A 20,919-nucleotide genomic window follows, 5' to 3' on the forward strand; every position below is an offset into this window, starting at 1 on the left:
GGATGTTGGCGAACTTCTCGTCGTACTCCTCGCCGTGCGCGTCGCTCAGGCCGTCGAGCCAGGCCCGCTGCTGCGGGTTCGGCTGGTTGGGCAGTTCGAGGCCCAGCCGGGTCGCCACCTCGCGTACCCGCGCGTCCAGGAACGTATGGCCCTCGACGAGATGCTCGCCCGCGGTCTGGACGGCCTTGGTGGTGCCGCGCACCTCGGCCTGCTGTCCGGCGGGGAGCTCCCAGAGGCCCGCGAGCCGGACCTTGGTGATGAACTCGCGGTCGAGCGCGGAGAGCGGGCCGAACTCCGTCGACACGGTCTCCGCGTTGAGTTGGTCAAGGCTGGTGCCCGACCTGTCCTCGTACGACCAGAGGGGGAAGAGCAGCGCGGCCAGGGTCGCGACGAGCCCCGCGACGATGAGGCCGGTGCCGTTGATGGATCGCATGACGCCTCCTGTTGCGGCACCGCACGTTAGTGCGCCGCGTGGAGGCCCTTGCGGGATACCGCCCGGAGTACGTCAACCGTCGTACGGGTAAGGGGCATCGGAAACGGGCGTGCGCTGTTCCGCGGGCAGGAGCGCTAGGAACTGCCCCCTCCGCCCCCGCAGCCACCCCCTCCGCCTCCGCCGCACGACGAGCCGCCACCGCCCCCGCAGCCGCCGGAACTCCCGCAGCCCGAGCCGCCGCACGCCGAACCCTCTCCGCCGCCGCCCCCGCCCGCGCCGCCTCCGCACCACGCGACGGTGCTCCCGGAACTCGCGTACGACGTGGACGTCCTCCCCGTCGTACGCCCCGGCCGGAAGCTGTGCGCGGCCCGCAACTGCGCGTGCAGATCGACGTCGAGCACACCGGTCAGGCCGTCCACCGCCACGCGGTGCGCCGCGCCGGGCGCGTCCGCGCCGACGGCGCGGTACTCCGCGAGCGCGGTCCGGCCCGCGGCGGTCACCCGGGTGCGGGCGGCGCGTCGGCAGAGCCAGCCGATCAGAGCGCCGAGCACCCAGGCCACGATCAGGATGATGGTCGGCACGCTCACGGGATCCCATGAGGGACCGTCGTCGTCCTCGACGGCGATGACGGCGACGACGACGAAGAACCCGACGAAGCTCAGGACGTTGTGCCGGAGCCTCCGGCGCCGCAAGCCGTCCACGGCCTCGGGCCGCACCATCAGGCCGCGCCGGGCCAGCGTGTCGCCGAGCGCCTGTACGGCGGGGCTGCGCATCGCGCCGATACGCAGCCAGTGCAGGGCGCCGCTCGGTGCGTCGGCGTGGGCCTGGAGCACCGCGCCCTCCACCGGGTTGCGGACCTCGGCCGACGGGATCTCGACGATGCCGGGCCACGCGACGACAAGCCGCCCGTCCTCGTGCAGGGCCGCGATGGCGGCGTCGGCGACCCGGCCGGGGCCGCCGCCGAGGAAGGCGGCCTCCAGAGGGTCGAACACGGCTCCGTGCTGTGCGTCGGGCTGCTCGGGCGCGGCCTGCCGTATGCGCGAGACGCCGATGACGAGGCTGACCGACGAGGCCGCGAGAAGGAGAGCGAAGCAGAGGGACAGGATCTGCACGGCCGCCCCCTAACCCCGTCGCAGGGCGAACCGGGCCGCCCGCAGCCACCGCGTGACCGGCCGCGTGTCCAGCGGCGCGGGCCCGGAACGCTCCAGCCACCACCGGGTCAATCGGCCGCGCGCCTCGGAGTCCTCGGGCTGCCCGTCGAGCAGCAGCCGCTCGGCGAAGTCAAGGGCGTCACGCCGGTATCCGCCGGACATCGGCCGTGTCTGGGCGTACGAGAGGAACTGCGCGCGGTAGGCCTTGCCGAGAATCTCCGGCAGCTCGGGCGCCACCTTCGCCACGACATCGGCCCGCTTGCCGGTCAGCGCCCGGCTCTGCACGGTCAGCCGGGTCCGGTCGAACCCCTCGGGCGCGGGCGTCCCCGCGACGAGCGCGGACAGGAGTGCGGTCTGCGCGAGGGCGAGACGCTGCCGGGTGGGAGCGGGGACGGCGGTAGCGGGCGTGGTCGGCTCTGACGTGAGGGTGGTGGGCTCACCGGTGGGCGGGGTCTTCGTCCACACCGTCTCCCGTATCGCGTCCAGCTCCCGCTCCAGCTCCCGCGGCGCGGGGAAGTTCTCGTCCCGTTCGAGCAGGACGCCCGGCGGGGTCACCCGTGACGCCAGGTCCGCCAGGATCTCCAGGACCGGCTCGGGGACCGGGTGGGCGTGGCTGTCGTGCCAGACGCCGTCCCGCTCGAAGCCGCCCGCGACGTGGACGTACGCGATCGCCTCGACCGGCAGTTCGTCCAGGGCCTTCGCCGGGTCCTCGCCGCGGTTGACGTGGTTCGTGTGGAGGTTGGCGACGTCGATGAGAAGGCGTACGCCCGTGCGCTCGACGAGCTCGTACAGGAACTGCCCCTCTGTCATCTCCTCGCAGGGCCAGGAGATCAGCGCCGCGATGTTCTCCACCGCGAGCGGCACCGGCAGCGCGTCCTGCGCGATACGCACGTTCTCGCACAGCACGTCGAGCGCGTCGCGGGTGCGCGGCACCGGGAGCAGGTGGCCCGCCTCCAGCGGCTGCGAAGCCGTCAGCGGGCCACCGGCGCGTACGAACGCGATGTGCTCGGTGACCAGGGGTGAGCCCAGAGCCTGCGCGCGCTCGGCGAGCGCGGCGAGGCGGGTCTCGTCGGGGCGGCCGGCGTCGCCGAGGCCGAGCGAGACGCCGTGCGGCACCACCGTGACACCGCGCTCGCGCAGCCGCAGGAGGGAATCGGGGAGGTGCCCGGGGCACAGGTTCTCCGCGACGGCCTCGACCCAGTCGATGCCGGGCATGCGTTCCACGGCGTCCGCGATCTCCGGACGCCATCCGATTCCGGTCCCCAAATGCTTCATGTTCCCCCTCCTCCGCACAGCCCCCGCCACCAAGACCCCGCGTCGTGCTCGTGCTCGTGTCTTGTGAACGTGTGCAAGGGTCATGACCCCGGCAGGCGCAGCCGAACCCATGAGGAGGGACGTTCAGAGCTACATTTGAGGTTCCGGCCTGTTCGTGTTGACCTCTCCGGGCGCGGCAGGTGACGGCCGCGACGTCGTGGACACATCGCCGGTGGGCCCGGCGGGAGGCGGCTCCGGGGGAGCGACGCCGGAGGGCGGCGGAGGCCCGGTGGGGCTGGCCGTGGCGGTGGCGGCGCCGCCGTTCGCGATGTCGTCGAAGTCGACGAGTCCCGTCGCCTCCAGCATCGTGATGTGGTCGAGGACCGTCTGGTTGGAGTCGCTGGCGAGCTGCCGGATCAGCGTGTTGCGGGTGCTGTCCCGCACTTGCGCGATCACGCTGAACACCTTGCCGTGCGCGGCGCGCAGCAGATTCACGAACTTCTGCTCGTACGTCGGGCCGCTCGCCTCTGTCAACTCCTGGAGCCATCCCTGCTGTTGGGCGGTCGGCTGGTTCGGCAGCTCCACGCCGAGCTGCGCCGCGACCGAACGGGCCCGCTTGTCGAGATCCGTGTGGCCGACGATCAGATGGTCACCGGCCTCCTTGATCGCCTTCGTCGGTGCCCGCTCGACGGCCTGCTGGCCCGCGGGCAGCTCCCACAGGCCCGCGAGCCGCACCTTCACCAGCAGATCGCGGTCGGCCGTCGAGAGCGGACCCCACTGTGTGGCCACGGATCCGGCGGCCAGATTGGCGGGCCCCGTGCCCGAACGGTCGGCGTAGGACCACATGGGGAACGCGAGCGCGCCCACAGTGGCCACGAGTGCCGCGATGATCAGAGCCGTGCCGTTGATGCGCCGCAATGTGCCGTGCCTTCCTGCCCGTCAACCTGCCCGTGCACCGGTTGTGGAGGGCAAGCTACTTCCTGGTACCAGGGAGTACGGAAGAGGCGTGCGAGATGTTCAACGCTCTGTCCTGCTGGATTGCCTCACCGGATTGCTCTACCGGATCGCGGGATCGGGCGACCGTCCGAGGAGGGCGAGCATCTCCTCCAGCGGGGACGCGTGCTCCGGTGTGGGCAGAACGGGCGCGAACGCGGCGCCCGGGCCCCGGCGTTCGGGATCCTTCGGCACCCTGCGGGCGATTTCGAGTGCGGCCTCGATGACCGGCAGGGGGAGGTCGATGTCGACGCCGATGGTCGTCGCCACGTCCCAGGAGTGCACCACGTAATCCAGGAAGTGGAAGCCGACGGCGATCCGCCCCGTGAACGTCCCGCCGATCTCGGGGAGGGTGAACCCCCGCTCCATGACGCCTTCTTCGGCCTCCTCGGCGAACGCGGCCAGGACGTGACGTACCGACTCCTCGTAGATCTTGAACGGGTCGCTGCCGAGGTCCTGCTCGATCCAGTACGTACGGTCGGCGCCCGAGCCCCGCGCCGCCGCCGCGAATCCGTGGTGCTGCGCGGTCATGTGCGCCACCAGGTCGCGCAACGTCCAGTCCGCGCAGGGCGAGGGGCGCTCCCAGTCGGCGTCGCGGGCGGCGCGCAGGACGCGGAGCGACTCCTGGACGGCGGCGCGGTCGAGTGCGATGAGGTCGAGTGCGATGAGGTCGAGTACGGGGAGGTCGAGTGCGGGGAGGTCGGGCATGAGGTTCTCAGGGTCCTTCCGGGGTGTGAACGGACGGTTCCGGCGAGGGACTTGGGCCGGTGAGCAACGCGTGCGCGGTGGCCCGGACCGAGACGGACCCCGAGCGCTTGCGCCACGGGTCCCGTCTGCCAGGGCGTTCGCTTGATCGCTCGCGTGATGAGTGGAGGCATACGATGAGGGTAAATATAAACGAACGGTCGTGCTACTTGTTTCTCCGAGTCGGTTCCGAACTCAATCGCCAGCCACGCAGGGGGTGCTGACAATCAGGGGAGTTGCGGCACCAGCGACGGATCCGTCGCCGCCGCACGCAGTCGTGCCGTGATGGCGACCCCCGCCCTGCGGTAGGCGTCCGGTTCGTCGTGCAGCACCGACTGCGCGTTCGCCGTCTCCATGAAGGCGATGAACTCGAAGGCGAGCTGGGGGATGTCGGTGTCCGGGCGCAGCTCACCGGTGTCGAGGGCCTCGGCGATGCAGTCCTTCACCCGGCCGTTCCAGTCGCGGTCGGCGTGGACCAGTGCGTCGTGCACCGCTCCCTCGCGGGCGTCGAACTCCGCGATCACCCCGTAGAAGAAGCAGCCGCCGGGAAAGACCCGCTGCTCCGAGTAGTCGAGCCAGCGCGCGCAGAGCTGCCGCACCCGGCCGATGCCGGGCGGCGACTGCCGGGCCGGTTCCACCACGTTGTCCAGGAAGATGCGGCCCGCCGCGCGGATGGTCGCGAGCTGCAGCTCCTCCTTGGAGCCGAAGAGCGCGAAGACCCCGCTCTTGCTGAGCTTCAGCTCGGTGGCGAGACGGCCGACCGACAGCGCGTCCAGGCCCTCGACCGATGCGATGTCGACCGTGCGGCGCAGGACGAGACGCCGGGTCTGGTTGCCGCGCTCGACGCGGCCGTCGAGCTTGGTGCCGGTCGCGCCCCCGCCCGCCTGCGCGTCGTCGCTCACGCCGAGCTCGCTCGCCATGCCGGTCTCCTCAGCGCCGTTCCGTCGTGCGTTCATCGCAGTACATCCTCTCGCGTCGCACCGGGCCTGTGGGCGCACACGTCAGACGGCCGGGCTCCGGGGTGCGACGAGCGTCCGGCGGACGGTGTCGCGGAGCCAGCGGTGGCCTCCGTCGGCTGCCTGGCGGGGGTGCCATGCCATGCCGACGGACAGGGACGGCAGGGGCAGAGGGATGTCGAGGAGGTGCAGGCCGAGGGTGGTGGCCGGGTCGGTGACGGGGGAGGGTGCGGCGCCGGGGAGCGCGGTGGGGACGAGGCAGACGACGTCACTGACGGCGGAGAGGGCCATCGCGGCCATGTGGCTCGGGAGGACGACGGCGACCCGCCGCTGGAGGTTCAGCTCGGCCAGGGCGGTGTCCAGAGGGCCCTTGAACCGGCCGCGGCGGCTCACCACGACATGCTCGGCGGCGGCGAGCCGATCCGGGGTCAACGTCCCTTCGGTGAGGGGGTGTCCGGGACGGACGGCCGCCGCCATCCGGAGGGCGACGAGCTCCTCGACCTGGGTCTCGGGATCGACGTGGTCGATGGACCCGACCTCCAGGTCGATCCGGCCGTCGCGGAGAGCCGGTCCTGCCTCCAGATCCTCGGCCCGGAACCGCAGCGAGACCTCTGGCGCCTCCTGGCGGGCGAGGCGCAGCAGCCCGGGCGCCAGAGCCGCGCCGATCAGATCTGCTGCCTGGAGGGTGAAGGTGCCGCGCAGTGAGGCGGGGTCGACCCCGGCGCCGGGAGTGAGCAGCGCTCCGAGCCTGCTCACCACCGTGGCGGCCTCGTCGCGCAGGGCCTGGGCGCGGGGGGTGGGGACCATCGTCTGGCCGGCCCGGACCAGGAGGGGGTCCTGGAGGATGCGCCGTAGGCGGGCGAGCGTGCGGCTCATGGCGGCGGGAGACGTGTGCAGACGCGCGGCGGCGCGAGTGACGCTCTGCTCGGCCAGCAGTGCGTCAAGGGCGACGGCGAGATTGGCGTCGATGACGGGTTCTGAGGGATCTGAGGGCGCTGGACTGCTGCTCATGGCGGTCATTCCATTTCAGGCAATGATTCCTTGCTGAAGTTCCCATTGTGGCAACACCGCGGTTCTCCGCAGGATGAGGGACGTACCGATCCGGCCCGCCCCACCGGACCACCGGATCCGACCCCCCGATGCCCAGGAGGCACCTGTCATGTCCGCCGAGAACACCACACCCCCGGTCACCGCGTTCATGCTCATCAAGACCACACCTGAGTGGCTCGCCATGACCGTTCAGGAGCGGGTGGACGCTTTCTCCAACCAGGTCATCCCCGCGATCAAGGCCAGGACGACCGGCGTCCGCTCACGCTTCTACGACACGGAGTTCTACTCCACCCGCGTCACCGACGTGTGGGTCTGGGAGGCCGACGACCACGAGGCCTACCAGCACCTCATCGACGCCCTGCGCGAAACCCCGTTCTGGGACCGCTACTTCGAGATCGTCGACCTCCTCGTCGGCACCGAGAACGGCTACGCCCGTACCTACGGCCTCGCCCCCGTGGCCACCGTCACCACCTGAGAGCAGGGCGCGGCCCGCTCAACGCAGGGCGGGGTGGTCGGCGACCACGGTGCAGGAGCCGGGCGCGATCTCCGTGAAGCCCGCGTCCCGCACGACCGGCAGGCCGCTCGCCACGAGTTCGCGCCAGAGCGCGGCGTCCGGGGTGCGGACGGAGAGCGGGAAACCGGCGTCCTGCCAGGCCGCGCGCTCCTCGTCCGACAGCTCCCACCACGCCAGTTGGGCGCCGTGCCCCGCCTGCGCCATCGCCTTGCCCGCCGACATGTCGACGTCGGGGCTCATCCACAGGACCGGCGAGTTCGCGTCCGGCGGCGGCACCGCTTCCGGATCGTCCAGGTCCGTGCCCGAGACCTGGAGCCGCGCCAGATCCTTGGGCCAGCCGTCCAGCGGCACCGGCGGGAAGACGCGGACCTCCGCGGACTTGCCGGTGACCGTGATGCCGGGCAGCGCCTCGGCCCGCCGCCACTCGGCGCCACGGGCCCGCCGCACCACCTTGCGGATCCGGGCGTCCTGCCAGTCCCGCATGGCCTGCGCCCACTCGCCGTCGCCGAGGGACCGCTCGTCGCTGAGCATGACGAGCACCGCGCGGGCCGCCGTCTCCAGGGCGTCCGTACGGTGCGGAGGCTCGGCGCGCTCGATGCGCGCCACCAGCGGCAGTACGTACTGCGGTGCTTCGTCGCGCGTCGTCTGCTCCACGCGAAAGGGGCTGTCCTGAGGGTCTGGGGTGTCCTGCGGCTGGGAATTCCCGGCGGTCTGGTCGCTGCTCACGCGCCCAGTCTGCCAGTCCGCCGGGCGGAAGATCGGGCTGGTCGGGGGCTTTGCTCCGGTCCCCGCCGCTCTTCGCCCCTTGCCCCGCTGTCACACCCTTGCGCGAGGATGGCCGCATGGGTGCCCGGGCCCGGGTGCCCGGGCTCGGTGGCTCAGCCCGAGCAGGCCGTGCGCTGTGCCTCGTGCCACTCGCACACGGGGCACAGCGTCACGCCCTTGTGCGTCTCCGGGTACTCGGTGGGCTCGCGGCACAGCACGCACTCGGCGAACGGGCCCTCTGCGGAGTCGGCGATGTCGGCGATGTCGGCGATGTCGGAGGTGCCGGAGGAGTCGGAGGTGCCGGAGGTATCGGCTGTGTCGACCATGCGGGCCAGACTATCCGCGCGTGCCTGCCGCCCGGATCTGCTCCGACACCCGGACGAACCGGAAGCCGCGCTCGCGCAGCTTCGGGACGATTCTCCGCAGGGCGCGCTCCGTCGTGGGAGCCGCGCTGCGCGTGCAGTGCATGACGACGACCGAGCCGGGACGCACCCCGTCGAGCACCTGCCGGGCCACCGCGTCGGCGTCCGTCGCGAACGCGTCGCCGCTCACCACGTCCCACTGCACGGCCGTGACACCGCCTGGAGCCAGCGCGCGCAGCGCCCGCTTGTCGTAGCAGCCGCCGGGGAAACGGAAGTACGGCACCTGATGCTCGACGCCCGCCTTGCGGAAGGCGGCGAAGGCGCGCTCCATGTCGGCGCGCATGCCGGATGCGGGGACGGTCGGCAGGCCGTAGCAGCGCTTGGTGAACGCGTAGTGGCTGTACGAGTGGTTGGCGACCTCGAAGAGCGGGTCGCGGCCGATGCCTTTGGCCTGCGCCGGGTACTCCTCGGCCCACCGTCCCGTCATGAAGAACGTCGCAGGCACCTTCAGCCGGCGCAGCGTCGCCACCAGCGCCGGATGGTCGAACCGCTCACCCGCCGCGGCGCGGGGCCCCTGATCGGCGGTCATGTCGGCGTCGAAGGTGAGGGCGACGGTGGGGGCGGCGGACGCGGGGGTGCGGGGGGCGTTCTTGAAGACCGGGGTGAGGCCCGCGGGGCCGGGGGCGAGTGTCGCGGGGCGGGGCGGGGCGCTCGCCGTGGCGCGCACGGCCTGGCCGCGGCTGCCCGCAGCCGGGTCCGAGCCGCAGGCGGCGAGCGCGGTGAGGGTGAGGGCGGCCAGGGCGCAGGTGGAGGTCAGTCTCCGTGCGTTCCATCTTCGTGCGGGCGGTCTCCATGCCAGAGGGATCATCTGGCGAACATATAGGCACAAAAAGGATGAATTGATGAAGGGAGAGCCGCACTGCCCCGGACGGCCGAACCGCCGGATCGGCCTACGGGCTGACCGCGTCCAGCACTAGTTCCGCGGTCGCAGTTGCCCCGCCGCCCCCCGCCGCCCCTAGCTGCGGATAGCCGAGCCGATGCCCGGCTCGGCCACTCGGGAGGCGCCCGGTCTCAGGTGAGGACGAGTGCGTCGTCGGCCCGCAGCCTCGCGATCAGTGCCTCGTTCTAAGAAATTTCCGCCGCGAACGCGGCTCCGGTCGACGTCGTCGCCTTCACGCCGAGCGGCGAGGCGAACTCCCTTACGTACAAGCCTCGTTCGCCTGATGCGATGTACGCACCCCTCCAATGCCCCTTCATGTGCAACCCCCGAAATCGTGGTCTTTAAGAGTCACCCCTAATGCTCGACTGCGCGCGTTAGGGTGCGCTCACGTTAGCGAGGGGCGGGCCCGTCGCGCAACGCCAGGCCCGCCCTGACCGACCGCGGCGGAGGTGAAGATCCCATGCCCAGTAGATTGACGCCGATGACTGAGCGACCACCACCCGGCTCGGCCCGTCCCGGCGGGCGGACGGCCCGCACCCGTGCGGCCGTCCTCGCGGCGGCCCTGGACGAGCTCGACGCGGCCGGGTTCGAGGCGCTCACGCTGGACAAACTGGCCGCGCGCTCAGGTGTCCACGCGTCGACGATCCGCCGTCGCTGGCGCACCGTGGAGGGCGTCGTCGTCGACCTGCTGGCCCAGCACAGCTCGACGATCCCCACCCCGGACACCGGCGACTTCCGTCAGGACCTGCACGAACTCGCCCAGGCCGTCGCCGACTTCCAGGCCGCACCCCGGAACTACCACCTCATCGAGGGCATCGTGGCGGCGGCCGCGCACGACGCGCGCATCGCCGACATCGTCCGCGGCGCCTTCACGACACGCATCGAGCGCGTCACGCAACTTGTGCGCCGAGCCGTCGACCGCGGCGAACTCCCCCCGGACGTCAGGGCGATCGAAGTCATCGAGGCCCTCAGCGCGCCCTTCTACTACCGCCTCCTCATCCTCCGCGGCGCCGTCGACGAACGCCTGGTCCACACGAGCGCGGAAGCCGCCTTCCACGCGGCACACGCCGGAGTGTTCAACGCGCCGCAACCACAGCCGTCGGCGCCGCCGCCTCGCTGAACCGCTGCCGCAGCAGCTCGTACTCCTCCTGACGGCGCGGCAGCCGACCAGGCGGTCGTGCCACGGAGCGCGGCACCGTGATCCGCTGGCCGAGCAGGAACTGCTCCCGGGTCAGGTCCAGTTCGCCCCCGCTCGCGAGGCGGTTCCACCAGTGGAAGCCCTGCTGCTCGCCATCGACCGTCCACACCTCGCCGACCAGCAACTCGCCGCCGAACATGTCGTGCACGAGGACCGTGGTGATGTCGCAGTGCCCCCATGCCGGGTTCGCGGTGGTCCACGGGGCGCGGGCGGCGTCGTCGGGGGAGCAGGTGTCGGCGGCCCATGCGGCGCGCAATGCCGCGTCGAGGTCGGTCAGTGTCAGCGGATTCGCGCCGTTCGGCATCAGCGGATTCATGGCGATCAGAATGGCACCCGCCACTGACAACGACAGATGGCCGACGGCTCATTTTGAAGCGATCGATTCATAATGTGCTAGCGTCCTGATCATCCATTTTGGAGCGAGTGCTTCAAAAAGTAAGCAGCGATCGGGAGGGGCGTGCGTCAATGCCGCCTGCGGTGTACATAGTTGGGCTCGGCATCTTCACCCAAGGGACCTCGGAGTTCATGCTGTCCGGCCTCCTGCCGGGCATGGCCGCCGACCTGGGGGTGTCGATCCCGGACGCGGGGCTGCTGATCTCGGCCTTCGCGATCGGCATGGTCGTCGGCGCACCGCTGCTCGCGGTGGCCACCCTGAGCTGGCCCCGGCGGACCGCCCTCGTCTGGCTCCAGGCGGCCTTCGTCGTCGCCCACGTGATCGGCGCGCTCGCGCCCGGCTACGGGGTCCTCTTCGTCACGCGCGTGGTCAGCGCCCTCGCGTACGCCGGGTACTGGGGCGTGGCCGTGGCCACCGCGGTCGCCCTCGTGCCCCCGGCGGCCAAGGGCAAGGCGGTCGCCATTGTGGCGGGCGGCCTGACGCTTGCCACGGTCGTCGGCGTGCCGGCCGGCACCGTGCTGAGCCAGTACTCCAGCTGGCGCGCCGCGTTCTGGGCGGTGGCCGCGGCCACCGTCGTGAGCCTGGTGTGCACGCTGCTCGTCGTCCCGGGCGGCCGGGGCGAGGCCGGGCGTACGTCGGTCAAGGCAGAGCTGCGCGGCATGGCGCGGCCCCAGCTCTGGCTCTCGTACGCCATCACGGCCTTCGCCTTCGGCGCGGTCATCGTCACCTTCAGCTATCTCGCGCCCCTGCTGACCGAGGTGAGCGGAGTGTCCGAGGGGTGGGTGCCCGCCGTCCTCGCCCTGTTCGGCGTCGGCGGGATGGTGGGCCTGGTCATCGGCGGGCGCACGGCAGAAGCGCGCCCTCTGCGGACCCTCGGTCTGGGGCTCGGCGCCCTCGCCCTCTTCTCCGCGCTGCTCGCGCTGTCGGCCGGCTCCACCGTCGTCGTGATCGCCCTGGTCTTTCTGCTCGGCCTCGTCGGGTACGTGACCAATCCGGCACTCCAGTCACGGGTGTTCACCCTCGCCCCGGCCGCCCCGACGCTGGTCGGCGCCACCAACACGGCCGCGTTCAACGTCGGCAACACCCTGGCCCCGCTCCTCGGCGGCCTGACCATCGACGCCGGACTCGGCTACGCCTCCGTTGCCTGGGTCGGCGCCGCACTCGCCGCTGCCGGAGCGGTGGCCGTGCTCTGGGCGGCACGGCTCCAGCGGGCGGAGCGGGACCACGCGTTTTGTACGCGTATTCCAAAACCCGTACTGTGAGCAGCATGGCCAGGCCACGAGAGTTCGACGAGGACCGCGTCATCACCGCGGCCATGGAGACGTTCTGGCGTCACGGCTACGAGGGCACGTCGACGCGTGCGCTCTGCGAAAGCACCGGGCTCGGGCCCTCCAGCCTCTACAACACCTTCGGCGGCAAGCGTCAGCTCTATCTGCGCGCTCTGCGGCGTTACTACGACACCATCACCGCCGAGCAGATCGAGATCCTGCGGCGCGAAGGACCGGCGAAACAGCGGCTGCGAAACATGATGGTGCACGCCGTGGACGCCGATCTCGACGAGGCGGACGGACGCGGCTGCTTCGCGATCAACGCGGCCGTCGAGATCGCCGGGCTCGACCCGGAGGTCAAGGACGCCGTGCGGCGCAACTTCGACCGGGTGGAGGAGGAACTGCGCGCGGTCGTGACGACCGGATGCCGCGCGGGCGAGTTCCGCTCCACGGCTGACGCGGGGACCGTCGCGCGCCGGGTGCAGAGCACCTACTACGGCCTGCGCGTCCTCGCCCGCGTCCAGGACGACCGGCAGGCACTGCTCGACACGGTGGAGAACACGCTCGCCGATCTCTGACGGATCAGCCGGGCAGTGGCGGCGCGCACGGCGGATTCGTCGGTTGATCTCCGCAGCAGCGCGGTCTACTGCTCGGCGAAGTGCCGCGGCCGGGCCTCGTACCAGCGGAGCAAGCGTTCGCCGAAGCGCTGAACAGACGCTGAGCGGTATCGCGGGCCCCGCCTTGCCGCCGGCACTGCGCCGCCCCCGGCGCGTGGCAGGTGGTGAGGGCCATGCCCACCATGGTCGGCAAGGTGAACCAGGAGCGCTACGACGAACTCGTGGCGGGCGACGTGGACATGGGCGAGGTACTGGCCCGGCTCCTGCGAGGCGAATAGCCATGCCGCGCTCCAGAAGGGAGCACGACCGGCGCCGTTCTCTCGCCTGCGCACGTCACGCGGAGGCGATCCGCCCGGCGTTGATGAGGGGCGCACCGGCCGGGCTGAAGAAGCCCCCGACTGATGGCAGTCACCGAGCTCTCCAGGTCGCAGATCGTGCGCGGCTCGCCGCCTACCACTTTTGCGAGGGGGCCGATGAGTTGGAGGAGTGGGAGAGGCGCCGGGGCGAAGTGAAGGCCAAGGGTGGCACTATCTGGCAAACCGGACTATTGCGGCAGCACCGTGAGTGCAGGTTCCTTGCACAGCGCGTGTTTGTGCCCACACCACTAAGTACTCGCTAAAGATCGCTAACGAGCCATAAGCTCTGCGACGTCCACCCAGTCGGCTGACCACCGATGACGGGTGGCACTCGGGGGGTAAGGGACCAACACACAGATGCCGTCCGGCCGTATGGCCGAGGCGTTGTCTGACGCGCCTGAAATGGGCGCAAGTGTTGACCTGAGCATCGATGACTTGGCCCCCTGTTGCGGCGCATCGATCCCCCTTGGAGAAACACTCATGCGTAAGTCGCGTGCTGCCACCCCCCTTTTGACCACCGCCGTCGTCGCTCTGCTTTCCTTCGGCGTCGCCGCTCCCGCAGATGCGGCGGGTAGGGGTTTCACCGCGCACAAGCAGTGCACGAAAATTCGCCTATCGGACGACTCTGGCCATGGATTTGTACAGGGCCACGGTTGGGCTTTGACGAAGCCGCTCGCGTGGAAGGCCGCCCAGAAGGACGCCAACGACCAGATGCGTCCCGGTTACCGTGCGAAGCACTGCACGAAGAAGTCCATCAAGCCTGGCCGCCCCTGACGTCGTGAAGGCGCGCCCTTTGAGTTCTACCTGTAGGCCTACGAGCGGGGTAGACGCCGCTCATAGGGGTGCTCATCGAGCAAGCAGCGGGTTCCCGCGCGTCCGCATGTCATGAAGGCATCGCATGCCGTTCTTGGCAGCGAGCCGACCCTCATCCGGAATGCGCTTTGCGCTTTCAAGTCCATTCGGCTGATCGCCGATCGACGAAAGCAGATTCAAGCCCCGTGAAAAGGATTGAATCCCGTTTGCAGTGCGCCATATGATCAATTTGCCAATCGGAAACAAAATGAAAGCGAGTCAATCATGAAGATCCGCAATGGATTTAAGGCCGCCGCCGCGGCCGGTGTCATTATCCTGGCTGCTGCTGCTCCTGCGCTGGCCGTATCGGAAGACGTTGCCGGCGGTAAGTGGAGCCACGCCGTGGGCGGTGACTACGTCTACTCGAACTTCTACCACAAGAACAACTGGCACGCGTCTTCCGTTGAGGGCGCCTACTGGGCCAAGAGCGGCTGCACCAAGGAAGGGAAATGGTCCAAGGCCTCTGCCAAGAAGGCGTTGACGGTCAGCAAGGCGTACTACGACGCCGCTTGCTGACACTTCGCGTACGCGGCTCTGAGTGCTGAGTCGCTTTCCTGGCTGCGGGACTTCTGTTTTCGTCCCGCAGCCAGGGCTTTCCAGACCCTTCTCATGAGACGCGCGCTCCCGAGTGCCCGAACCTAGGTAACAGATGCTCCACCGAGGTATCAAGTTCGTCCATGCCGCCGTGTTGGTCCTCTCGGCGATGTTGTCCTTTCTGTTCGTGCGCGGGCTGGACGAGGAGTTGGTGCTGGGCAGTTCGGCTCAGATCTGGGTGTCTGAATCCGACGATTCGGCGAGTGGTGCCCAGGTTGCCCGTGCGATCGCCGCGTTCTCGGATGATCACGAGGTCGCGGTGGCTCGTGAGCTGCCCGACGTGAAGAACCCCGACGGCCTCAGACACCTCTATTTGGCCTCGGGTGATTCACGGTCCCGTGCGACATCATGGCTGAACGAGGGATATCCGGCGTTCAGCAAGCACGTCGCCACGAAGGTGCACCCGATCGCCGAGATCGGACAGCGTGACCCGCGGGGCTTTTATTATGTCTTTGGCTCACCCGAAGCAGCGGACGCGCTGGTGAATGAGTTCGCGGATCTCGGCCTTGGCGCAAGTGTGGAGCATCCCCTCGCATACAGCGAACTGGCCCTTCTTTTCGCCGGGAACGACCTGCTCTCGTCGTTCTGGGTGATTGCTCTCGCCGCGGTGACGATGACTGGCGCAAGCGTGCTGCTGAGCGCAAAGAAATATGGGGTGCTGCGCCTGCACGGCAAGTCCTTCATGGGCCTTCTTGCCCATGACCTCAAGCAGCTCGCCCTGTTCTGGTCCGTGGCGGCCGGCACTGTGGCGGCTGCGGTACTGGTCTTCCTCGGCCTGTACAACGGCCTTGCCTGGCTGGGCCTGTTCGCTTTGGTGGCTGCGTGCCTCGTCGTCCTGCTCGTTCTGTTGGTGCTTGCCGCCCATGCTGCCGCGCTCGCGCTCACCTGCAAGGTCGAGGTACTGCGAGCCCTCAAGGGTGAGCTGCCTGCCCGGGCAGCGTTCGCCGCCACGTACCTGGTGCGCATCCCCGCAGTGTTGCTCGCCCTTGGCTTTGCCATGGACGTCACCCTGGCGGGCCAGCACGTAATGGACCGTCAGGAAAACCAGGACGCCTATGACAAGGCAGGGGATGCCGTCTCCATCCGCCTCAACGGCAGCTGGGGCGGTGACTCAAAGCCGGCGGTCGAACACGTGGGCCGTTGGCTGCGCAAGGCCGATGAGGAAGGCGAGATCATTGTCGCCGGGCGACAGGATCTCCAGGATGCCTCCACGGGCGCACGCTTGCCACAGGGCGAAATTCTCATCGTCAACGAAACCTTCCTTGCCGAACAGTCGGTCCTCGACCCGACGGGGCGGCGGTACACCGCGTCGCCGCACCGTGGCAGGGCCGCAGCGGCCCATTCGGTTCGGTTGGTCATTCCTGAATCCCTTGCTCCGCACGCATCGGACATCAGCGCCGCGGTCCCTGATGTGTTCGGCAGGTTGGATCCGGATCTCCGTCGGCGTCTCGAGGTGGAGACACTGCCGGCGAAGAACGGTCAGCACGTCTTCGGCTACAACTCCGGCGACCGGAGCCCCAATGCCGCCTACAGCCCGGACGACGACCGGTCTTTGGTACGCGACCCCGTCCTCGTTGTGGTGCCTAATGGTTCGAATATCCTCACCAACGATAGTTACACGACGTTCGCGACCCAGGACGGAATCATATTTCCTGACCCCGATGACGTCCTGAACCCACTCGCGGCCGACAAGCAGGAACTGCAGACCTATGTGGCGGCAGTGAATCCAGTAGGGCAGAACGCCGCACTGATGCTGCGGGACTCCATCAGTTATTTCCGGCTGCTGTTCTTCAACCTCATTGCAGCTGTCGTCGTGCTTCTCGGCACCGGGGTCGGCGTCTGCATCATCCACTCACGCAAGCATGCCCAGGCCGTGTTTGCGCAGCACATCAGCGGTTGGAGATTTACTTCAACCCACCGCTTCCTCCTGGCTGTGGAGGGACTTCTTGCGGCCTTCCTTGCCTGGTGGGTGCCCATTCAGGTGTGGCAGCAGAACCGGGATCTCGCGGAGTTCGCCGCTCAGGGCATCCCTGCCCCCTTCCCGCCCGTGCAGATCACCGCACTGGACCTCAGTGCCATAGCCGGGCTTGCCGTCATCGAATTCTGTGCTGTGCTCCTTGCTCTTGGAGTGTTTCACCGGCGCATCGTCAAGGACAGGGCCGCCGACAGGTGAGCCCCGCACAGACGAATTCCCTCCACTCAGCAGGAGCATTGTCGTGATCGATCTCGTCAATCTGTCGAAGTCATTTGGTACCCGGAGCCTGTGGTCCAATGTCACTACCACCGTCAACCGGGGCGAGATGCTCGCCCTTGTCGGCCCCAGCGGATCAGGGAAATCCACTCTCCTCAACTGCATCGGCCTCCTCGACAAGCCGAACTCCGGGGAAATCTGCCATGAAGGCAAGGACATCACCCGCTTCGGAAGGCGCGAGACCCGACGGTTCCGCCGCGACGTTCTCGGCTACCTTTTCCAGAACTATGCCCTGATTGAAAACGCCACCGTTGCCGCCAATCTCGAGGTCGCCGTCAAACCGCAGCGTGCCTCGCGGAAAGTGACCGGCGCGTCTTTCGCCGAAGCCCTTGAACGCGTCGGACTCGCAGGGCGGGCGGACGAAAGAGTGCACCACCTCAGTGGCGGAGAGCAGCAGCGAGTGGCGCTCGCCCGGCTCATCGTCAAGCAACCGGCCCTGGTGCTCGCCGACGAGCCGACCGGCGCCCTCGACCATGCCAATGCGACAGCAGTCATCGGCATCCTCCGTGAGATGGCCGAAGGCGGATGCGCCGTTGTCATTGCGACCCATGACGACCGTGTCCGTGACCGGTGCGACGCCGTCTTCTCAGTCGATGGGAGTGCTCTCGTTGCTGCACACAGCCTCTGAGCAAGCAGTCGGGGCGACCGGTTGAGGTCTGTCACCTGAGGGTCCCTGCCGCCACGGCCGTCCGCCGGACGGCACTTTCACGCAAGCCCGAGGCTGACTTCGGTCGGCATCGCCGCCCGAGGACATCTGAACGCCTTTATGACTCGCCGCATCACCATCTTCTTGCGCGCCCTGCCCATCTGGCTGATCTCATTGCTGTGGACCCTCGCCCTCGGCATGTGGGGGTTGTCCCGGCAGCACAGTGTGTGGCGGGATGAGGCCGCTACTTGGCAGGTGGCGCGGCGGCCCGCGTCCGATATCTGGGACATGCTCGGACAGGTCGATGTTGTGCACGGGCTCTATTACCTGCTGATGCACGGACTCTTCGAATGCTTCGGGCCCGGCACGACGACCCTGCGTATGCCCTCTGTGCTGGCCATGGCGGTGGCGTCGGCCAGTGTGACGGTCATCGGCCACCGGCTGGCCGGTGTCAGGGCGGGCCTGGGCGCGGGATTGGTGTTCGGGTTGCTTCCGGCCGTGCAGTTCTACCTTCAGGAGGGACGCCCGTACGCCCTGGTCGCGGCAGGCGCCGGCCTTTCGACGCTGCTGCTTGTGACCTTGCTCCGGGGACGTGGCCGAGCAGCACTCTGGACGGCCTACGGCGGCTCGGTCCTGGTGTGCGCACTGCTGAACTGGATGTCATTGCTGATCGTGCCCGCGCACCTTGCGACCCTGCTCTGGACGAAGGCAGGGCGCAGGACATTCACTCCCTGGGCAGTGGCCACGACGGCCGCCGTGGCCGGAGCGCTGCCGTTGGTCCTGTTCAGCCGGACCCAGTCCAACCAAGTGTCCTGGATACCGCCGTTGACATGGCACATGATGATCGGCCCGGCGGTTTTGCTGTCAATCGGCACTGTCGGGGCCTTGCTGGATCGGCCTCGGCAGGGCCGACTGTCGCTGGCAGCCGTCGCTCTGCCACTGCTGGCGGTGCCACAGATCGGCCTGATCGGCTTCTCCCTGATCCAGCCCCTGTTCCTGGACCGCTATGTCCTGTTCAGCATGCTGGGGTTGGCACTGCTGATCGGCACGACGCTGGATGCGGCAGTGCGGAACGCCAGGCCGCGGTTCCCGCGTGCGTCACGCGCACTCGTCCCGGTGGTGGCGCTCGTGGCGGTGGCAGCGCTGTTGCCGCAGACCCTGGCCAAGCGGTCCGCGGCGAGCCGGGTGGACGATGTCCTTTCAGTGGCGGCGGATGTGCGGCAGCTGAAGAAGGACGGGGACGCGGTGCTCTTCATACCGGCAGCCCGGCGCGACACCGCGCTGGTATCCCCCGACGACTTCGCTGGCCTGCGGGACATAGCGCTGGCGGTGAGCCCTGCGGCGTCCGGCACCCTGAAGGGCGAGGAGGCAGCCCCGGGCCGCATACGGACCGCGATGCTGGCACAGCAGCGGGTTCTGCTGGTCACTGACGTGCCCGGGGTAGCCAGGCCGGTGTCGGCGGAGCGGGACAAGGCGAAGACCGCTGCGCTGAAGGAGCACTTCACCGTCGTGGCGGACGAGCAAGTCCGCGGGCGGCGCGTGACCGTGTACGAGCGGCGCAGGTAGACGGCCGGCTGAGAGTCGGCACACCTCCGCGACGGCTTTCGGGCCAACCACTCGTGTGTCCTGGCGACCTACGCGAGTGGGCGTCGAATGCCGTCTCCCCAATTCGTTCGCACGGCAGCTCATGCGGACGGCCCGGGGCACTCGTAATAGCGGTATCGAGGCGTAGTTGCGGAATGCGACGGGATTGCAGTTCGTAAGAGAGGAGCCGTGCCGGGAGCCGCCGTAGGCGAGGAATATGCCCGGCCTTGCCACGCCCCTGGCTGCTAACCTCGGCTTCATGAACCAGCGGCGGCAAAAGAAGTACTCTCGGCGTCTCTTCGAAGCAATTTCCGCCGGAGACGTCACTGTTGTCAAGGCATTCCTACGGGCTGGGGCCGACCCCAATCGAACGGACAGCGAGGGCACCACCCCCCTGTACGAGGCATCGGTGAATGGAAAGGCCGAGATAGCGCGCCTGCTTCTGACGGCCGGTGCCGCCCCCGACGCCGAAAGCAGCGGCCTCGGTGCGGAAGGCACACCCCTGTGCGCAGCCGCTTGCTGGGGGCACGCCAATACGGTGCGCCAACTGCTCACACATGGTGCCGACCCGAACCTTCACGAAGAACACGGCACGGGTTGGTCCCCTCTGAGGTGGGCGACCGAGGGATCCCACTCCGAAACGGCCGACCTTCTCATCGCAGCGGGAGCCACCCCCCGCTGAGGAACCGCTTGCGTTTGACGACGCCGGGCTGGCCGCGCAGGCGCCAGGGGACGACGCAGAGACGCATGCCCCGCCGCGGGATCTTTGTTCACGCGACGTATCCCCAGAAGTAGTCGCGGCTGATTGGATATGCGGCGCCACACCCCCCACTCTCAGGAGACCAAGTGCCGCACCCAGCGCTGCGCAGGACTCACGCCGCCGCGATCACCACGGTGCTCGCCGCGGCCACGCTCGTCGCCGTCGTACCGTCCGCGACCGCAGCCGACGCGCCTGCCGCCTCTGTCGACACTCCCGCAGTTCCCGCAGCTCCCGCACTCAAAGTGCTCACGTACAACGCGTTTCTCATGAGCAAGAACCTTTACCCGAACTGGGGCCAGGACCACCGCGCCAAGGCGATACCGGCCGCGGGCTTCTTCCAGGGCAAGGACGTGGTCGTCCTCCAGGAGGCCTTCGACAACTCCTCGTCCGACGCGCTGAAGGCCAACGCGGCGGACCGCTACCCGCATCAGACCCCCGTCATGGGCCGCGGCAAGGACGGCTGGGACGCCGCCGGGGGCGCGTACTCCTCGGTGACACCGGAGGACGGCGGAGTGACCGTCCTGAGCAAGTGGCCGATCCTGCGCAAGGAGCAGTACGTCTACAAGGACGCCTGCGGCTCCGACTCGTACTCCAACAAGGGCTTCGTCTATGCCCAGTTGAACGTGAACGGCAAGAAGGTGCACGTCGTCGGCACCCACACCCAGTCCACCGACCCGGGCTGCGGCTCGGGCGAGGCGGCCGCGACCCGCTCCTCGCAACTCAAGGAGATGGACGCCTTCCTGGACGCCAAGAACATCCCGGCGGACGAACAGGTCATGGTGGCGGGCGACTTCAACGTCGACTCCCACAGCGGTGAGTACGCCTCGATGCTCGCCGACGGCGGCTTCGCGCCCGCCGACGGCCGCAGCGGGCACCCGTACTCCTTCGACACCCAGGACAACTCCATCGCCGCCGAGCGCTACCCGGACGACCCCCGCGAGGACCTGGACTACGTCCTGCACCGCAAGGGCAACGCCCGCCCCGCCACCTGGCACAACGAGGTGGTCAAGGAGCAGAGCGCGCCCTGGACGGTCTCCAGCTGGGGCAAGAAGTACACCTACACCAACCTGTCCGACCACTATCCGCTGATCGGCTCCTAGCGGCCGTAGGCCAGGTGCCGGTGCCGGTGCCGGGGCGGGGGGGGCGCCCGGGGCCCCCCCCCCCCCCCCCCGGGGGGGGCGGGTGCAGGGGCCCCCCCCCCCCCACCCCGGGGGGGGGGGGTATGGAGTTTAGGAAA

At 69.1% G+C, this 20,919-nt stretch carries 21 protein-coding genes; 10 read left to right on the forward strand and 11 right to left on the reverse strand.

Annotation, left to right across the window (positions count from 1 at the left end; genetic code table 11):
• The 7 genes from ACFQ7F_RS33370 to ACFQ7F_RS33400 form a co-directional block, all read right to left on the reverse strand.
• A partial coding sequence (locus ACFQ7F_RS33370; protein WP_383278729.1) for a DUF4142 domain-containing protein occupies positions 1-433 on the reverse strand: 433 nt, incomplete at its 3' end.
• A gap of 134 nt (positions 434-567) precedes the next feature.
• Positions 568-1,545 (reverse strand): TIGR04222 domain-containing membrane protein, encoded by a 978-nt coding sequence (locus ACFQ7F_RS33375; protein ID WP_383278732.1) that lies wholly within the window; start codon positions 1,543-1,545, stop codon positions 568-570.
• 9 nt (positions 1,546-1,554) lie between these two features.
• Positions 1,555-2,859, reverse strand: a complete 1,305-nt coding sequence (locus tag ACFQ7F_RS33380; protein WP_383278735.1) for a DUF692 domain-containing protein — start codon at positions 2,857-2,859, stop codon at positions 1,555-1,557.
• 129 nt (positions 2,860-2,988) lie between these two features.
• Entirely contained in the window at positions 2,989-3,756 is a 768-nt protein-coding gene (locus tag ACFQ7F_RS33385) for a DUF4142 domain-containing protein (protein ID WP_383278738.1), read from the reverse strand.
• 138 nt (positions 3,757-3,894) lie between these two features.
• The gene (locus tag ACFQ7F_RS33390) at positions 3,895-4,539 is read right to left on the reverse strand and encodes a TIGR03086 family metal-binding protein (RefSeq protein ID WP_383278741.1); all 645 of its coding nucleotides are present in this window, start codon (positions 4,537-4,539) and stop codon (positions 3,895-3,897) included.
• Positions 4,540-4,802: 263 nt separating this feature from the next.
• Positions 4,803-5,495: a TetR/AcrR family transcriptional regulator gene (locus tag ACFQ7F_RS33395; protein WP_383278808.1), complete on the reverse strand. Its 693-nt coding sequence runs from the start codon at positions 5,493-5,495 to the stop codon at positions 4,803-4,805.
• Between the two features lie 81 nt (positions 5,496-5,576).
• Positions 5,577-6,542: a LysR family transcriptional regulator gene (locus ACFQ7F_RS33400; protein WP_383278744.1), complete on the reverse strand. Its 966-nt coding sequence runs from the start codon at positions 6,540-6,542 to the stop codon at positions 5,577-5,579.
• 148 nt (positions 6,543-6,690) lie between these two features.
• On the opposite strand from ACFQ7F_RS33400, the gene ACFQ7F_RS33405 reads away from it, so the two are divergent.
• Positions 6,691-7,056 carry a darcynin family protein gene (locus ACFQ7F_RS33405; RefSeq protein WP_383278747.1) on the forward strand — a complete coding sequence of 122 codons (366 nt, stop codon included), beginning with the start codon at positions 6,691-6,693 and terminating at the stop codon, positions 7,054-7,056.
• An 18-nt stretch (positions 7,057-7,074) separates the two neighbouring features.
• On the opposite strand, the gene ACFQ7F_RS33410 is transcribed toward ACFQ7F_RS33405, so the two are convergent.
• The 3 genes from ACFQ7F_RS33410 to ACFQ7F_RS33420 form a co-directional block, all read right to left on the reverse strand.
• Positions 7,075-7,821 (reverse strand): aminoacyl-tRNA hydrolase, encoded by a 747-nt coding sequence (locus tag ACFQ7F_RS33410; protein WP_383278750.1) that lies wholly within the window; start codon positions 7,819-7,821, stop codon positions 7,075-7,077.
• Between the two features lie 152 nt (positions 7,822-7,973).
• Positions 7,974-8,186 (reverse strand): hypothetical protein, encoded by a 213-nt coding sequence (locus tag ACFQ7F_RS33415; RefSeq protein ID WP_383278753.1) that lies wholly within the window; start codon positions 8,184-8,186, stop codon positions 7,974-7,976.
• A gap of 10 nt (positions 8,187-8,196) precedes the next feature.
• Positions 8,197-9,090: a polysaccharide deacetylase family protein gene (locus tag ACFQ7F_RS33420; RefSeq protein ID WP_383278756.1), complete on the reverse strand. Its 894-nt coding sequence runs from the start codon at positions 9,088-9,090 to the stop codon at positions 8,197-8,199.
• 553 nt (positions 9,091-9,643) lie between these two features.
• Between ACFQ7F_RS33420 and ACFQ7F_RS33425 the strand changes: the two genes are divergently transcribed.
• Positions 9,644-10,282: a TetR-like C-terminal domain-containing protein gene (locus ACFQ7F_RS33425; protein ID WP_383278760.1), complete on the forward strand. Its 639-nt coding sequence runs from the start codon at positions 9,644-9,646 to the stop codon at positions 10,280-10,282.
• Here ACFQ7F_RS33425 and ACFQ7F_RS33430 read toward each other — a convergent pair.
• The gene (locus tag ACFQ7F_RS33430; protein WP_383278764.1) at positions 10,239-10,676 is read right to left on the reverse strand and encodes a hypothetical protein; all 438 of its coding nucleotides are present in this window, start codon (positions 10,674-10,676) and stop codon (positions 10,239-10,241) included. The two genes, ACFQ7F_RS33425 and ACFQ7F_RS33430, sit on opposite strands and share 44 nt — an antisense overlap.
• A 149-nt stretch (positions 10,677-10,825) precedes the next feature.
• Here ACFQ7F_RS33430 and ACFQ7F_RS33435 point away from each other — a divergent pair, with 149 nt between their 5' ends.
• The 8 genes from ACFQ7F_RS33435 to sph all read left to right on the forward strand — a co-directional run bounded on the left by ACFQ7F_RS33435 (position 10,826) and on the right by sph (position 20,782).
• Positions 10,826-12,016 (forward strand): Cmx/CmrA family chloramphenicol efflux MFS transporter, encoded by a 1,191-nt coding sequence (locus tag ACFQ7F_RS33435; protein ID WP_383278766.1) that lies wholly within the window; start codon positions 10,826-10,828, stop codon positions 12,014-12,016.
• Positions 12,017-12,021: 5 nt separating this feature from the next.
• Positions 12,022-12,600 carry a TetR/AcrR family transcriptional regulator gene (locus ACFQ7F_RS33440; protein WP_383278769.1) on the forward strand — a complete coding sequence of 193 codons (579 nt, stop codon included), beginning with the start codon at positions 12,022-12,024 and terminating at the stop codon, positions 12,598-12,600.
• Between the two features lie 1,472 nt (positions 12,601-14,072).
• A complete protein-coding gene (locus tag ACFQ7F_RS33445; protein WP_383278772.1) occupies positions 14,073-14,363 on the forward strand; it encodes a lactococcin 972 family bacteriocin in 291 nt (96 codons plus the stop codon).
• A 187-nt stretch (positions 14,364-14,550) separates the two neighbouring features.
• On the forward strand, positions 14,551-16,614 hold the full coding sequence (locus tag ACFQ7F_RS33450) for a hypothetical protein (protein ID WP_383278774.1): 2,064 nt from the start codon (positions 14,551-14,553) through the stop codon (positions 16,612-16,614).
• Between the two features lie 43 nt (positions 16,615-16,657).
• The gene (locus tag ACFQ7F_RS33455) at positions 16,658-17,320 is read left to right on the forward strand and encodes an ABC transporter ATP-binding protein (protein WP_383278777.1); all 663 of its coding nucleotides are present in this window, start codon (positions 16,658-16,660) and stop codon (positions 17,318-17,320) included.
• Positions 17,321-17,458: 138 nt separating this feature from the next.
• Positions 17,459-18,904 carry a hypothetical protein gene (locus ACFQ7F_RS33460; RefSeq protein ID WP_383278779.1) on the forward strand — a complete coding sequence of 482 codons (1,446 nt, stop codon included), beginning with the start codon at positions 17,459-17,461 and terminating at the stop codon, positions 18,902-18,904.
• Positions 18,905-19,181: 277 nt separating this feature from the next.
• The gene (locus tag ACFQ7F_RS33465; protein WP_383278782.1) at positions 19,182-19,604 is read left to right on the forward strand and encodes an ankyrin repeat domain-containing protein; all 423 of its coding nucleotides are present in this window, start codon (positions 19,182-19,184) and stop codon (positions 19,602-19,604) included.
• A gap of 164 nt (positions 19,605-19,768) precedes the next feature.
• Positions 19,769-20,782 (forward strand): sphingomyelin phosphodiesterase, encoded by a 1,014-nt coding sequence (gene sph, locus ACFQ7F_RS33470; protein WP_383278785.1) that lies wholly within the window; start codon positions 19,769-19,771, stop codon positions 20,780-20,782.
• The last annotated feature ends 137 nt before the right edge of the window (positions 20,783-20,919 follow it).

The organism is Streptomyces sp. NPDC056486 (genome assembly GCF_042795295.1).
In the GTDB taxonomy this organism is placed as follows: domain Bacteria; phylum Actinomycetota; class Actinomycetes; order Streptomycetales; family Streptomycetaceae; genus Streptomyces.

Coding starts and splice junctions, on each gene's coding strand:
- ACFQ7F_RS33380 (WP_383278735.1), bottom strand. CDS start 2,859: ATGAAGCATTTGGGGACCGGAATCGGATGGCGTCCGGAGATCGCGGAC.
- ACFQ7F_RS33390 (WP_383278741.1), bottom strand. CDS start 4,539: ATGCCCGACCTCCCCGCACTCGACCTCCCCGTACTCGACCTCATCGCA.
- ACFQ7F_RS33395 (WP_383278808.1), bottom strand. CDS start 5,495: ATGGCGAGCGAGCTCGGCGTGAGCGACGACGCGCAGGCGGGCGGGGGC.
- ACFQ7F_RS33400 (WP_383278744.1), bottom strand. CDS start 6,542: ATGAGCAGCAGTCCAGCGCCCTCAGATCCCTCAGAACCCGTCATCGAC.
- ACFQ7F_RS33405 (WP_383278747.1), top strand. CDS start 6,691: ATGTCCGCCGAGAACACCACACCCCCGGTCACCGCGTTCATGCTCATC.
- ACFQ7F_RS33415 (WP_383278753.1), bottom strand. CDS start 8,186: ATGGTCGACACAGCCGATACCTCCGGCACCTCCGACTCCTCCGGCACC.
- ACFQ7F_RS33420 (WP_383278756.1), bottom strand. CDS start 9,090: ATGATCCCTCTGGCATGGAGACCGCCCGCACGAAGATGGAACGCACGG.
- ACFQ7F_RS33425 (WP_383278760.1), top strand. CDS start 9,644: ATGACTGAGCGACCACCACCCGGCTCGGCCCGTCCCGGCGGGCGGACG.
- ACFQ7F_RS33430 (WP_383278764.1), bottom strand. CDS start 10,676: ATGAATCCGCTGATGCCGAACGGCGCGAATCCGCTGACACTGACCGAC.
- ACFQ7F_RS33435 (WP_383278766.1), top strand. CDS start 10,826: ATGCCGCCTGCGGTGTACATAGTTGGGCTCGGCATCTTCACCCAAGGG.
- ACFQ7F_RS33440 (WP_383278769.1), top strand. CDS start 12,022: ATGGCCAGGCCACGAGAGTTCGACGAGGACCGCGTCATCACCGCGGCC.
- ACFQ7F_RS33445 (WP_383278772.1), top strand. CDS start 14,073: ATGAAGATCCGCAATGGATTTAAGGCCGCCGCCGCGGCCGGTGTCATT.
- ACFQ7F_RS33450 (WP_383278774.1), top strand. CDS start 14,551: ATGTTGTCCTTTCTGTTCGTGCGCGGGCTGGACGAGGAGTTGGTGCTG.
- ACFQ7F_RS33460 (WP_383278779.1), top strand. CDS start 17,459: ATGACTCGCCGCATCACCATCTTCTTGCGCGCCCTGCCCATCTGGCTG.
- ACFQ7F_RS33465 (WP_383278782.1), top strand. CDS start 19,182: ATGAACCAGCGGCGGCAAAAGAAGTACTCTCGGCGTCTCTTCGAAGCA.